11 protein-coding genes are annotated in these 12,957 nt (G+C 74.5%); 2 read left to right on the forward strand and 9 right to left on the reverse strand.

The genetic code is table 11. The features are described 5' to 3' along the window. Positions 1–46 precede the first annotated feature (46 nt). Together ACFZP7_RS12020 and ACFZP7_RS12025 are read right to left on the reverse strand one after the other, a co-directional pair. On the reverse strand, positions 47–1,342 hold the full coding sequence (locus ACFZP7_RS12020) for a glucarate dehydratase family protein (RefSeq protein WP_019326418.1): 1,296 nt from the start codon (positions 1,340–1,342) through the stop codon (positions 47–49). Beyond that, the gene (locus tag ACFZP7_RS12025; RefSeq protein WP_385634391.1) at positions 1,339–2,313 is read right to left on the reverse strand and encodes a 5-dehydro-4-deoxyglucarate dehydratase; all 975 of its coding nucleotides are present in this window, start codon (positions 2,311–2,313) and stop codon (positions 1,339–1,341) included. The genes ACFZP7_RS12020 and ACFZP7_RS12025 overlap by 4 nt, the downstream gene beginning before the upstream one ends. 112 nt (positions 2,314–2,425) lie before the next feature. Between ACFZP7_RS12025 and ACFZP7_RS12030 the strand changes: the two genes are divergently transcribed. Both ACFZP7_RS12030 and ACFZP7_RS12035 read left to right on the forward strand, forming a co-directional pair. Then, positions 2,426–3,220 carry an IclR family transcriptional regulator gene (locus tag ACFZP7_RS12030; protein ID WP_109202986.1) on the forward strand — a complete coding sequence of 265 codons (795 nt, stop codon included), beginning with the start codon at positions 2,426–2,428 and terminating at the stop codon, positions 3,218–3,220. Positions 3,221–3,394: 174 nt separating this feature from the next. Then, entirely contained in the window at positions 3,395–4,744 is a 1,350-nt protein-coding gene (locus ACFZP7_RS12035) for an MFS transporter (protein ID WP_385634392.1), read from the forward strand. 3 nt (positions 4,745–4,747) lie between these two features. On the opposite strand, the gene ACFZP7_RS12040 is transcribed toward ACFZP7_RS12035, so the two are convergent. From ACFZP7_RS12040 to ACFZP7_RS12070, 7 genes are all read right to left on the reverse strand, one after another. Next, a complete protein-coding gene (locus ACFZP7_RS12040; RefSeq protein WP_385634393.1) occupies positions 4,748–5,746 on the reverse strand; it encodes an adenosine deaminase in 999 nt (332 codons plus the stop codon). A 20-nt stretch (positions 5,747–5,766) separates the two neighbouring features. Further along, on the reverse strand, positions 5,767–6,672 hold the full coding sequence (locus ACFZP7_RS12045) for a ribonuclease Z (RefSeq protein ID WP_385634394.1): 906 nt from the start codon (positions 6,670–6,672) through the stop codon (positions 5,767–5,769). A gap of 15 nt (positions 6,673–6,687) precedes the next feature. Beyond that, positions 6,688–7,041 (reverse strand): histidine triad nucleotide-binding protein, encoded by a 354-nt coding sequence (locus tag ACFZP7_RS12050; RefSeq protein ID WP_031014546.1) that lies wholly within the window; start codon positions 7,039–7,041, stop codon positions 6,688–6,690. An 84-nt stretch (positions 7,042–7,125) separates the two neighbouring features. Then, positions 7,126–10,377, reverse strand: a complete 3,252-nt coding sequence (locus tag ACFZP7_RS12055; protein WP_210901704.1) for a S41 family peptidase — start codon at positions 10,375–10,377, stop codon at positions 7,126–7,128. 72 nt (positions 10,378–10,449) lie between these two features. Further along, positions 10,450–10,965, reverse strand: coding sequence for a hypothetical protein (locus tag ACFZP7_RS12060; RefSeq protein WP_385634395.1), 516 nt, complete (start codon positions 10,963–10,965; stop codon positions 10,450–10,452). Between the two features lie 157 nt (positions 10,966–11,122). Next, positions 11,123–11,872 carry a 16S rRNA (uracil(1498)-N(3))-methyltransferase gene (locus ACFZP7_RS12065; protein WP_127437510.1) on the reverse strand — a complete coding sequence of 250 codons (750 nt, stop codon included), beginning with the start codon at positions 11,870–11,872 and terminating at the stop codon, positions 11,123–11,125. Further along, entirely contained in the window at positions 11,869–12,954 is a 1,086-nt protein-coding gene (locus ACFZP7_RS12070) for a nitronate monooxygenase (RefSeq protein ID WP_385634396.1), read from the reverse strand. Before ACFZP7_RS12070 ends, ACFZP7_RS12065 begins: the two co-directional genes overlap by 4 nt. Positions 12,955–12,957: the final 3 nt, after the last annotated feature.

Consider the following 12,957-nt stretch of genomic DNA (forward strand, 5'->3'; position numbering starts at 1 on the left):
GGGCGCCTCACGGACGGTCACCGTGGGGCGCGGTCCACCGGACGGTTCACCAGCGCGGCACGGCCGGGGTGACCCAGTCCGGGTCGGCGACCCGCATGGCCGCCGCGTCGTCGCGGTCGCGGAGCGTGCCGTCGTCGTCGAGCCAGCGGCGGTGGAGGAAGGCCAGCTTGTCGCGGTCGAGTTCGACGCCGAGGCCGGGGGCGTCGGAGACGGCGACCTTGCCGCCGTCGAAGGTGAGGCGTTCGGTGAGGACGTCCTCGGACTGCCAGGGGTAGTGGGAGTCGCAGGCGTGGTGGAGGTCGGGGACGGTGGCCGCCACGTGGGTCATGGCGGCGAGGCTGATGCCCAGGTGGGTGTTGGAGTGCATGGAGACGCCGACGCCGAAGGTGCGGCAGACGGCGGCCAGTTGCCGGGTGTTGCCCAGCCCGCCCCAGTAGTGGTGGTCGGAGAGCACGACCTGCACGGCGCCCTTGGTGAACGCCTCCGGGATCTCGGCGAACGTCGTCACGCACATGTTGGTCGCGAGCGGCACCCCGGTCTTCGCGGCGACCTCGGCCATCGCCGGGGTGCCGAGCGCGGGGTCCTCCAGGTACTCCAGGACGTCCCCGAGTTCCGCCGCGACGTGGAGCGAGGTCTCCACGGACCAGGCGCCGTTGGGGTCCAGGCGCAGGGGGTGGCCGGGGAACGCCTCGGCGAGGGCCTTGATCGCGGCGATCTCCTCCTCGGGCGGGAAGACGCCGCCCTTGAGCTTGAAGGAGGTGAAGCCGTACCGCTCGGTGAAGGCGCGGGCCTGCGCGACCACGCCGGCCGGGTCGAGGGCGGCGCCCCAGTCGTCCTTCTCCGCGGCCACGCCCTCGGGGTGGTCGGCCCATTTGTAGAAGAGGTACGCGCTGTACTCCACGGCGTCGCGCACCTTGCCGCCCAGCAGCGCGTGCACGGGCAGGCCGAGCGCCTTGCCGAGGGCGTCGAGGCAGGCGACCTCGAAGCCGGAGACGACGGACAGGCGCAGCTTGTCGGCGGTCTGGACGCCGCGCAGTCCGCCGACGTCCACCTGACCGGAGACCCGGGAGGAGTCGACGGCGACCTCGTCGGCGAGGGTGAACAGGCCGTTGAGGTCCGCGACCTGACGGCCGACCAGCTTGTCGGCGAACGGGCGGGCCAGTTCCAGGTACTTGGCGTCGCCGTAGGTCTCGCCGACGCCGGTGATCCCGTCGGCGGTCTCCACCTCGACGATCAGGCGGGGGGTGTACGGCTGGTGGACGCCCTGGGTGTTGAGCAGGGGCGGGTCGGCGACCAGGATCGGCGTCAGGCGGACGGCCGTGATGGTGAGGTCGCGGGTCACAGGGCGGCTCCTACGAGGTCGAGTCCGGTGGCGAGCAGGGTCTTGAGTTCGGCCAGGTCGGCGGCGGACGGGTCGGTGAGGGGGGCGCGGACGGGGCCGACGGGGCAGCCGCGCAGCCGGGCCGCCGCCTTGACGAGGGACACGGCGTATCCGGGGACGCGGTCGCGCAGTTCGACGAGCGGGACGTAGAAGTCGCGCAGCAGCTTGTCGACCGTGCCCAAGTCGCCGGCGTGCAGGGCGGCGAGGAAGGCGTTCGCGATCTCGGGGGCGAAGGCGTGCACGGCGGAGGAGTAGGCGGGGACGCCGACGGCGGCGTAGGCGCGGGCCTGGACCTCGGCGGTGGCGGCGCCGTTGAAGAACAGGAAGTCCTCGGGCGCGGCGAGGACCATGCGCTGGAGCCGGTCGAGGTCGCCGTGCCCGTCCTTGAGGCCGATCACGCCGGGGACGCGGGCGAGGCGCCGGACGGACTCGGCGGTGTAGGAGACCTGGCCGCGCTGGTAGGCGACGAGCGGGAGCCGGGTGCCGGCGGCGATCCGTTCCACCTGGGCGACCAGGCCCTCCTGCGGGGCGGCGGTGAGGTAGTGCGGCATGACGAGGAGGGCGTCGGCGCCGGCCTCCTCGGCGACGCGGGCGAACCGCAGGGCCTGCGCCCAGCCGTAGCCGGTGCCGGCCACGACCGGCACGCGGCCCCCGCTCTCCTCCACGGCGATGGTGACGACCTGCCGGTACTCGTCCTCGTCCAGGGAGAAGAACTCGCCGGTGCCGCAGGCCGGGAAGAGGGCGCCGGGTGCGGCGGCCAGCCGTTGGGCGACGTAGGCGCGGTAGCCGTCGGGGTCGAGCGAACCGTCGTCGCGGAAGCTGGTCAGCGGGAAGGACAGCACGCTGCGGGCCATCCCCTCGCGCAGCCGCCGGACCACGGCCGCCCGTGCGGTGCCGGTGTCGGGGCCCTCGTTCGTGCCCTCGCTCGTCATCTCCACCGTCTCCTGTCTCCGTATGTAGATGTCGTCCACGTATGAAGATGGAGACTAGAGAGGTGACCCGGGGGCGTCAATGGGTCGACGCCATCCGTTTACGATCGGCGGCATGGCGGAGACAGGTGGCGCGGCAGGCGGCGTCCGCGAGGTGAAGTCCGCGGCGCGCACGGTGGAGCTGCTGGAGGTGCTGGCCGCCCGCGGGGACCGCCCGGCCCGGCTCCAGGAGCTGGCGGACGAGCTGGGCGTGCCGCGCAGCTCGATGTACGCGCTGCTCCAGACCCTGATCTCCCGCGGCTGGGTCCGCACCGACGTCACCGGCTCGCTGTACGGCATCGGCATCCACGCCCTGCTCACCGGCACCAGCTACCTGGACTCCGACCCGCGGGTGCGGGTGGTGCGGCCGTATCTCGACGAGGCGTCCGAGGCGCTGGGCGAGACGATTCACCTGGGGCGGCTGGACGGGTACGACGTGGCGTACCTGGCGACCCGGGAGTCGCACGAGTACCTGCGCACGATCAGCAGGGTGGGGCGCCGGCTGCCCGCCCACGCGGGCGCGCTGGGCAAGGCGCTGCTGGCCGAACGGCCGGACGCGGAGCTGCCCGAGGGCCCGTACGAGGCGCTGACCCCGAACACGCACACCGACCGGGAGTCGCTGGCGGCCGATCTCGCCCGGATCCGGGAGCGCGGCTACTCCGTGGACCGCGAGGAGGGCGTGACGGGAATCGTCGGCTTCGGCTTCGCGCTGCGCTACGAGATCCCGGCGCTGGACGCGATCAGCTGCTCGGTGCCGGTGGCCCGGCTGACGCCCGCTCACGAGGCGCGGATCGTCGCGGTGATGCGGGAGGTCAGGGCCAAGGTGGAGGCATCGATTCCGGCCGCGGGCGGCTCGGTCGACTGGCGTTAGCCACCGCTGCTACCCAGACCTCATCACCCCAAACAGGAGTGTGACCCAGATCACACCGCCCCGCCTGTTTTCGGCCTGCCCGCGCTTGATACAAATTGCGCGCGCGTTCCGGTCAGTCGACGGTCGTCGCCCCCTCCCCTTCCCACCCTCCTTTCGCATGCCCTGGGAACGCCCGTGTTCGCCCCCCGCACCACTCCCTGGCCCCTCGTCGCCCTTTTCACGGCCGGGTACCTGCCTCCCTATCTGCTGCCCACCACCGTCGGCAGGCTCGACACCAGCCTCTCCCTGACCACCACGCAGGCCGGCGCCGTCGGCAGCGCGCTGCTGCTGAGTTCGGCGACCGCGGGCTTCCTGCTGGCCTCCCGGGTGCAGCGGGTCGGCGCCCGCGCGCTGGCCCGCCTCGGACTCGCCCTGGCCGTCCTCGGCTACGGCGCCGCCGCGCTCACCACCACCGTCTGGGCCGTCGTCGCCGGCGCGGTCGTCGGCGGCTTCGGATCGGGCACGGCCACCACGGTCGCCGCCACCCGCATCGCCGCCGAGAAGGACCCCCACCGCGCCTCCACCGCGGGCCTGCTGAGCGTGTCCGCGCTGGCCGGCGCGGTGTACCTGACGGTGCCTCACCTCGGCCGGTCGCACGGGCTGCCGCTGGCGGCCATCGCGCTGACGGCGCTCGCGGTGTGGCCGCTGACCGGCCGGCTGCCGGGCGGGACCACCGCCTCGCCGGCCGGGCACGACGCGGGAACCGACACTCCGCTCCCCCGGCGCCGTTCGGGCCCGGTCCTCGCCGCCGCCGTCCTGTGCTGGTCCCTCGCGCAGAACTCCCTGTGGGGTGTCAGCGGCCGGATCGGGCTGACCCAGGCCGGCCTGGGGGACGCCGCCCTCGGGGTCGTCCTCGCCGTGGCGCTGGGCGCGGGTCTGGTGGGTGTGCTGGTGGCCGGCGCGCTCGGACCGCGGCTGGGACGGGCGATGCCGATCGGCGCGGGCACCCTGGTGATCGCCCTGTGCATCGCCCTCACCGCGTCGGCGACCACCCCGGCGGCCTTCGCGGCCGGGGAGATCGCCTGGAACACGCTGTACCCGGTGGTGCTGTCGTACCTGATCGGGCTCGCCGCCTCGCTCGACGCCCGCGGACGGTGGGCGGTGCTCGTCGGCTCGGCGTCCTCGCTGGGCACCGCGGCCGGGCCGCTGACCGGCAGCGTGCTGTCGGCGCAGGCCGGTTACGCGGGCATGGGCCTGGTGCTGGCCGGCGGTCTGCTGCTGGTCGCCGCGCCGATGACCGCCGTCGCCCTGCACACCGGCGGGCGCCCGCTGCTGCCCGGCGCGATCCGCCGCCGCGGCGGCACCCCGGCCGCGCTGGTCGCCGCCGCCACGGGCACGCCGAGCGGCGCCGTCCCGGAGGTCGGCGCGGTGGAGCAGCCGGTCGTGGAGATCGACGTGGAGGCTCCGGCGGTGGCCGTCCGGCGCGCCTACGACACGGCGGGGCCCCGGCAGGCCGCGGCCACACCGGGGTCCGGGACGGGCTGAGCCCTACGCCGCCGGGAACGCGTAGGCGTCCACCTCGGCGAGGTAGCGCGCCCGCAGGTCCTCCTCGCCCTCCAGGAAGGAGGCGAGGAAGGAGTTGCGGGCCAGCTCCCGCAGCCGGTCCTCGCCGAGGCCGAGGGTGTCGCGCACGGCGTCGAAGTTGTCGCCGGCGTAACCGCCGAAGTAGGCCGGGTCGTCGGAGTTGACGGTGCACATGAGACCCGCGTCCAGCATGGCGGGCAGCGGGTGGTCGGCGAGGGTGTCCACGGTGCGCAGCCGGACGTTGGACAGCGGGCACAGCGTCAGCGGGACGCGGTCGCGCACCAGCCGCTCCACCAGCGCCGGGTCCTCCGTCGCGCGCAGGCCGTGGTCGATCCGCTCGACGCCGAGGACGTCCAGGGCCTCGACGACGTACGCGGGCGGCCCCTCCTCGCCGGCGTGCGCGACGCGGCGCAGGCCGAGGCCGGCGGCGGCCTCGTACACCTCGCGGAACTTGACCGGCGGGTGCCCGACCTCGGCGGAGTCCAGGCCGACACCGGTGATGCGGTCCAGGTAGGGCTTGGCGGCGTCCAGGGTGCGCATCGCCGACTCGGCGGACTCGTCGCGCAGGAAGCACATGATCAGGCGGGTCGAGACGCCGTGCCTGTCCCGGCTGGTGCCTAGCGCCCGCCACAGGCCCTCGACGACCGTGCCCATCTCCACGCCCCGGGCCAGGTGTGCCTGCGGGTCGAAGAAGATCTCCGCGTGCCGCACGCCCTGCGCGGCGGCGCGGGCGAGGTAGGCGTTCGCGAGGTCCTCGAAGTCCCGCTCGGTGCGCAGGACGGCCATCAGCTCGTAGTACAGGTTCAGGAAGGACTGCAGGTCCTCGAAGCGGTAGGCCTCGCGCAGCGCGTCCTCGTCCGCGTACGGCAGGGACACGCCGTTGCGGGCGGCCAGCGCGAAGGCCAGCTCCGGCTCCAGGGTGCCTTCGATGTGGAGGTGCAGTTCAGCTTTGGGCAGGGGCATCAGAGCATCGTACGGCGGTTTCACCGACGTTTCGGAACCGGGATGCGGGTGAGGTCGCGGGCCACGGTCAGCTCGCCCTCGTACCCGGCCGCCCTCGCCTGCCGCTCGAACTCCTCGGGGTCCGAGTAGCGCTGGCTGAAGTGGGTCAGGACCAGGTGGCGCACGCCCGCGTCCCGGGCGACGCGCGCGGCCTGGCCGGCGGTGAGGTGGCCGTGGTCGGTGGCCAGGGTCTCGTCCTCGTCGAGGAAGGTGGACTCGATGACCAGCAGGTCGCAGCCCTCGGCGAGCGCGTGCACGCCCTCGCACAGCCGGGTGTCCATGACGAAGGCGAACCGCTGGCCGCGGCGGACCTCGCTGACCTCGTCCAGCGGTACGCCGTCCAGCGAGCCCTCGCGCTGGATGCGGCCCACGTCGGGCCCCTTGATGCCGTGCGCCGCGAGGCGTTCGGGGAGCATGCGGCGGCCGTCGGGCTCGGTGAGGCGGTAACCGTAGGACTCGACGGGGTGGGAGAGCTTCAGGGCGTCCAGGGTGTAGGCGGGGGTGACGGCCAGGGTGCCGTCGGTGTCGACGGGGGCCTCGGTGAGGGCGACCGTCTCGCGGTAGGCGGTGGCGTAGCGCAGCCGGTCGAAGAAGCGCTGCCCGGAGCGCGGGAAGTGGGCGGTGACCTCGTGCGGCACCTGGTCGAGGTTGATCCGCTGGATGACGCCGGCCAGGCCGAGGCTGTGGTCGCCGTGGAAGTGGGTGACGCAGATCCGGTTCAGGTCGTGGGCGGCGACCCCGGCGCGCAGCATCTGGCGCTGTGTGCCCTCGCCGGGGTCGAACAGGATGCCCTCGCCGTCCCAGCGGAGCAGGTAGCCGTTGTGGTTGCGGTGCCGGGTCGGGACCTGGCTGGCGGTCCCGAGGACGACGAGTTCGCGTACGGACATGGTGGTCGCGCCGCTTTATCCGGGGGGCCACTCGAGGCCGCGGCCGCCCAGGACGTGGGCGTGGGTGTGCCAGACGGTCTGGCCGGCGCCGGCGCCGGTGTTGAAGACGGTGCGGTAGCTGTCCAGCTTCTCCTGTTCGGCGACCGCCTGAGTCTCGCGCAGGACGTCGGCGGCGACCTCCGGGGCGCCGGCCGCGAGGGCGGCGGCGTCCCGGTAGTGCGCCTTGGGGATCACCAGGACGTGCGTGGGGGCCTGGGGGTTTATGTCGCGGAAGGCGACGGTCGTCTCCGTCTCGCGGACGATCGTCGCGGGGATCTGGCCCGCGACGATCTTGCAGAACAGGCAGTCGTCCTGTGGCTCGCCCGCCATGGGGCCTCCTCACACTGGAACACTGGAACACGGGACCACCGGATGACCGGTGATCTTCTGTCGGGCATCGTACCGACCGGTGTGTCAGTCGGTCGGCGGCAGCTCCGGCAGGCTCGGCGGGGTCTTCGCCGGGGTCTCCTCCAGTGCCGCGAGCGCCAGCCGGATCGCCTCGTCCAGCTGGGGGTCGCGGCCCGCCGCGTGGTCCTGGGGCCGCTGCGGGACCTCCACGTCCGGATCGACGCCGTGGTTCTCCACGCCCCACCCGTACCCCTCCAGCCAGAAGGCGTACTTGGGCTGGGTGATCAGCGTGCCGTCGACCAGCCGGTAGCGGCTGTCGATGCCGATGACGCCGCCCCAGGTGCGGGTGCCGACGACCGGGCCGATACCGAGCGCCTTGATCGCCGCGTTGACGATGTCGCCGTCGGAGCCGGAGAACTCGTTGGCGACGGCGACGACCGGGCCGCGGGGCGCGTCCAGCGGGTAGCTGGTCGGCCGCATGCCGCGCGGCAGGTCCCAGCCGACGATGCGCCGGGCCAGCTTCTCCACGACCAGCTGGGAGGTGTGCCCGCCCCGGTTCTCGCGGACGTCGACGACCAGGCCCTCCCGGGCCACCTCGACGCGCAGGTCGCGGTGGAGCTGGGCCCATCCGGCGCCCACCATGTCGGGCACGTGCAGGTAGCCGAGCCGGCCGCCGGACTTCTCGTGGACGTAGGCGCGGCGGTCGGCGACCCAGGCGTGGTAGCGCAGGGGCTCCTCGTCGGCGAGGGGGACGACGACCGCGTGCCGGGGCTCGCCGCCGCCGGACGGGGAGACGGTCAGCTCGACGGGCTTGCCCGCGGTGCCGACCAGCAGCGGTCCGGGCCCGGTGACCGGGTCCACGGGCCGGCCGGCGACCGCGAGGATCGCGTCCCCGGCGCGCACGGCGACCCCGGGCGCGGCGAGCGGGGAACGGGCCTCGGGGTCGGAGGTCTCCGAGGGCAGCACGCGGTCGACGCGCCAGGTGCCGTCCTCGTGGCGGGAGAGGTCGGCGCCGAGCAGGCCCTGCCGGGCGCCGGAGCCGTGGCCGCCGCGCGGGGTGACGTAGGCGTGCGAGGTGCCGAGTTCGCCGTGCACCTCCCAGAGGAGGTCGACGAGGTCGTCGTGGGTGGCGATGCGGTCCAGGACGGGCCGGTAGCGGTCGAGCACGCCGTCCCAGTCGACGCCGTTCATGTCGGGCCGCCAGAAGTGGTCCCGCATGATGCGGCCGGTCTCGTCGAACATCTGGCGCCACTCGGCGGCCGGGTCGACGGTCTGCCGGACCCGGGCCAGGTCGACGGTGATGTTGGTGTCGCTGTCCTCGTCGCCGGAGGCCCGCCGGTCGCTGGGCACGACCTTGAGCCGGCCGTCGGTCCACAGCAGCACCCGCTTGCCGTCGCCGCTGACCTCGAAGTGGTCGGCGTCGGAGGCGAGGTGCTCGATCCGCTGCTGGGCGAGGTCGTAGCGCTCCAGCTCGGTGTGCGGGTCGGGGGCGTCCGGGGTGGCGCGGGAGGCGCCGAGGACACCGGTGACCGGGTGGCGCAGCCACAGCACACCGTCCTTGGCGGCGCGCAGCCCGGAGTAGCGGGCGGCCTCCACCGGGAAGGGCACGATGCGGTCGGCGAGGCCCTCGATGTCGATCCGGGTGGTGGGGGTGCCCTCGCTGTCGGGGGTCTCCTCGCGGTCCGAGGTCTCGAAGGGGCGGCCGTGGCGCTGCGGGCCGAACGGCGACGGGGTGGTCGCGGCCAGCGTGATCAGGTACGGGCGGGCGCCCTCGACGAAGGCCAGGTCGAAGACGTGCTCGTCGTAGACCGGGTCGAAGGAGCGGGTGGAGAGGAAGGCGAGGTGCTTGCCGTCCAGGGTGAAGGCCGGCGCGTAGTCCTTGAAGCGCAGCGGGGTCGCCTCGCTCACCGACAGGTCGGTGGTGTTGGCGAGCTTGAGCTGGCGCAGCGGGTCGGGGCCGGGGTGGGACCAGGCGAGCCAGGCGGAGTCGGGCGAGAAGACCAGGCCGGAGGCGTCGCCGTTGTCGCTGCGGTCGACCTCGCGGACCTCGCCGGTCTCGCGCTCGACGAGCAGGACGCGCCCGTCGTGCGAGGCGACGGCGGCGCGGCTGCCGTCGGGGGCCATGGCCAGGCTCAGCACCCGGCCGAGCTGCCCGGCGGCGATCCGGCGCGGGCTGCTTCCGGGCGCGAGTCCGGTGGCGGGCGCGAACTCCAGGGCGTCGTCGCCCTCGGCGTCCGTCACCCACACCACCCACTCCTCGCCGTCGGCGCGGAAGGTGCGCGGCAGCCGGGTGCGGACGCCGGGCGTCACCGCGAGGGCGCGGGCGGGGCCGGAGCGGTGGGTGACCCAGTGGACGCCGCCGCGTACGGCGACGGCGCTGCCGCGGGCGGTGTGGTCGGGGGAGGCCGAGCCGAACCAGCGGGCGGCGTTGACCGGGTAGGACTGGAGGTCGACGCGCGGGCCGCCGAGCCGGATGTCGAGGCGGCGGGGCTCGGCGCCGTCGAGGTCGTCCAGCGTCCACAGCTCCCCGGCGGACGAGTAGACGACGCGGGTGCCGTCGGTCGCGGCGTGCCGGGCGTAGAAACCTCCCCCGCTCTCGGCTTCGCTCGAGCGGGAGGTGCCCCCGAGAGGGGTGTGCCGGCGCAGGTCGGAGCCGTCGGCGAGGGAGGAGTAGAGGGCGCCGGTGCCCTCGTGGTCGGAGAGGAAGGCGATGCGGTCGCCGACCCAGAAGGGGTACTCGATGTTGCCGTCGAGTCCGTCGTGCAGCCGGACGAACTCGCCGTCGCCCTCGCGGTCGATCCAGAGCTTGCCGGCCGTGCCGCCCCGGTAGCGCTTCCACCAGGCGGCCTCGCGGCCCATGGGAGCGGACAGCAGCACGGTGTGCGGTCCGGCCGCGACGTCGCCGACGGGCCCGTACGGCAGGGTCTCGGCCGGTCCCCCGTCGAGCGGCACGGCACGGGCCCAGCTGCGGCGCAGGCTGGCCTGGCCGTAGGTGCTCAGGGCGAGGACCCGTCCGTCGGCGGTCCAGCCGCGTACCTGGGTCCGGGCGCTGCCCCAGTGGGTGAGGCGCCGGGCGGGGCCGCCGTCGACGGGCGCGATGTGCACCTCGGGGGCGCCGTCGCGGGTCGAGGTCCAGGCGACGGTGGTGCCGTCGGGCGAGATGCGCGGGTGGTTCACCGGCACGTTGTCGGCGCTGACCCGCCAGGCCCGGCCGCCGTCGAGCGGGGCGAGCCACACGTCGTCCTCGGCGGTGAAGGCGACCAACTCGCCGTGCGGGTGCGGAAAGCGGAGGTAGGCAGGCGCTGCGGGCTGAGTCACCCCCTCACCCTATGCAGGGGCGGCGTGCGCCGACAGAGGTTTGGATCACTTACCGGCCACCGGCGGGCGGCGCTACTTGCCCTCCACGGGACGGCAGTGCGGGTCGTCCGGGCACCAGATGGTGCGGGTGACGGTCACGGTGGGCCCGGGTCCCCGCTGTCCGGTCGGGCCGGCGGCCGGGGCGCTGGTGGCGTCGCAGTTGCCCAGTCCGTCGACCCGGAACCACTGCTTGCCGTCCACCTTCGCGGTCAGCTCCCCGCGCACGCAGGCGCCGTTGACGACGCGGGTCACCTGGCCGTCGACGGTGATCTCCTTGCCGTCGTCCGTCCTGCCCTCGCAGTCGACGGACGCCACGGCGTTCTCGTCGTCCGGGGCGGCGGTCTCCCGGTCGCCGTAGGAGGCGGTGCAGGTGAGCCACCGGACGTCCGCCTTCTGGCGCTCCAGCTCACGGGTCACCGTCTGGTCGGTCGTGAACGCCACCGACGCCGAGCTGAGCCCGCCCGGCTCGCACGCGGCGAGACCGCCGACGGCGACGACCGAGCCGACGACCGTCCAAGCCGTGCGCCAATTCCGTCTCAACGCCCCCATGGAGGGAAGCCTGCCACCGGTGCGGGACGGGCGGTAGGGCGCATATGGCCACTCCGCACCACCCCGGGGGCTCGCCCGGCCCGGGCCGGTCGGGCGGGACGGCCGTCGGCGGTCACGGCCGTCCGACCGGCGCCGTCGGGACCGGCGGCGGGCGCCGTCAGGACCAGCGGCCGGTGCGGGCCAGCAGGACGGCCGTCGCGGCGGTGCCGGCCGTGGAGGTGCGCAGGACGCTGCGTCCCAGCCGGTAGGGCCGGGCGCCGGCCTCGGCGAAGAGCGCCAACTCCTCGGGCGAGACGCCGCCTTCGGGCCCCACGACCAGCACGATGTCGCCGTCGGCGGGGAGTTCGGTGGCGGCCAGCGGCTCCTCGCCGCTCTCGTGGAGCACGGCGGCGAAGTCGGCGTCGGCCAGAAGTGACGCAACCTGCTTGCTGGTCGCCGCGTCCGCGACCTCGGGGAAGCGGACCCGGCGGGACTGCTTGCCGGCCTCCCGGGCCGTCGCCCGCCACTTGCCGAGCGCCTTCAGGCCCCGGTCGCCCTTCCACTGCGTGATGCAGCGGGACGCCGCCCAGGGCACGATCGCGTCGACCCCGACCTCGGTCATCGTCTCCACGGCCAGCTCGCCCCGGTCGCCCTTGGGCAGTGCCTGGACGACGGTGATGCGGGGCCGGCCCGGCGGTTCCTCGTGGACGGTCTCCAGGTCGGTGACGACCAGGCGGTCCTTGCCCTCGGCGGCCTTCACCACGCCCTCGGCCCAGCGTCCGCGGCCGTCGGTGAGGACGACGTCCTCCCCGGGCCGCAGCCGCTTGACGGAGACCGCGTGCCGCCCCTCGGGGCCGTCCAGGACGTACTCCCCGCCGGGCAGGTCGCCCGGTCCGAGGGAGTCGACCACGAACACCGGTGCCGTCATCGGCCCGTACCTCCCGTCGCGTAGCCCGACAACGCTGTCCCGGCCGTGGCGAGTTCGGCCGCCAGCACCTCCACCAGCTGCCCGGCGGACAGTTCCCGGGCCATCCGGTGGCCCTGTCCCGCCCACAGGGCCATGCCCTGAGCGTCGCCCGCCTTCGCCGCCGCCTTGCGCAGGGGCGCGGTGAGGTGGTGGACCTCCGGGTAGGCGGCGGGGGCGTAGGGGCCGTGCTCGCGCAGGAAGCGGTTGACCAGTCCGCGGGCGGGGCGGCCGGAGAAGGCCCGGGTCAGTTCGGTGCGCACGAAGAGGGGGTTGGTCAGGGCCTGCTTGTGCAGGGCGTGCGCGCCGGACTCGGGGGTGGCGAGGAAGGCGGTGCCCAGCTGGGCGGCGCTCGCGCCGGCCGCGAGGACGGCGGCGATCTGGGCGCCGCGCATGATGCCGCCGGCGGCCACGATCGGCAGGCTCACCGCCTCCCGGATCTGGGCGACCAGCGACAGCAGACCGGTGCCGGAGCCGCCGGTCTCCGGGTTGTCCCGGTGGGTTCCCTGGTGGCCGCCGGCCTCGACGCCCTGCGCGATCACCGCGTCGGCGCCCGACCGTTCGACGGCCCGGGCCTCGTCCGCGGTGGTCGCGGTGACCAGGGCGAAGGTGCCGACGCGGTGCAGGGAGTCGACGACCTCGCGGCTCGGGACGCCGAAGTGGAACGACACCACCGGCACCGGGTTGTCCAGCAGCACCGCGAGCTTGGTCTCGTAGCCGTCGTCGCGCCCGCAGTCCGGGTCGCCCAGTTCGGTCTCGTACCAGGCGGCCTCACCGGCCAGCTGGTGGGCGTAGACGCCGACGGCGGCCGGGTCGGCCGTCTCGGGCTGCGGCATGAAGAGGTTGACGCCGAAGGGGCGGGCCGTCAGCCCCCGCACCTGCTTGATCTCCTGGTACATCCCGTCCGCGGTCTTGTACCCGGCGGCGAGGAAGCCCAGCCCGCCCGCCTCGCAGACCGCGGCGGCGAGCTGCGGCACCGAGACGCCGCCCGCCATGGGCGCCTGCACGATCGGAAGCGGGAAGAGATCGGTCAGTGCGGAGGACATGAG

It is taken from the genome of Streptomyces sp. SudanB5_2050, from assembly GCF_964272335.1.
Taxonomy (GTDB): Bacteria; Actinomycetota; Actinomycetes; order Streptomycetales; family Streptomycetaceae; genus Streptomyces; species Streptomyces rochei.

Coding starts and splice junctions, on each gene's coding strand:
- ACFZP7_RS12040 (WP_385634393.1), bottom strand. CDS start 5,746: ATGCCCCTGCCCAAAGCTGAACTGCACCTCCACATCGAAGGCACCCTG.
- ACFZP7_RS12065 (WP_127437510.1), bottom strand. CDS start 11,872: ATGACGGCACCGGTGTTCGTGGTCGACTCCCTCGGACCGGGCGACCTG.
- ACFZP7_RS12025 (WP_385634391.1), bottom strand. CDS start 2,313: ATGACGAGCGAGGGCACGAACGAGGGCCCCGACACCGGCACCGCACGG.
- ACFZP7_RS12030 (WP_109202986.1), top strand. CDS start 2,426: ATGGCGGAGACAGGTGGCGCGGCAGGCGGCGTCCGCGAGGTGAAGTCC.
- ACFZP7_RS12050 (WP_031014546.1), bottom strand. CDS start 7,041: ATGGCGGGCGAGCCACAGGACGACTGCCTGTTCTGCAAGATCGTCGCG.
- ACFZP7_RS12070 (WP_385634396.1), bottom strand. CDS start 12,954: ATGTCCTCCGCACTGACCGATCTCTTCCCGCTTCCGATCGTGCAGGCG.
- ACFZP7_RS12045 (WP_385634394.1), bottom strand. CDS start 6,672: ATGTCCGTACGCGAACTCGTCGTCCTCGGGACCGCCAGCCAGGTCCCG.
- ACFZP7_RS12060 (WP_385634395.1), bottom strand. CDS start 10,965: ATGGGGGCGTTGAGACGGAATTGGCGCACGGCTTGGACGGTCGTCGGC.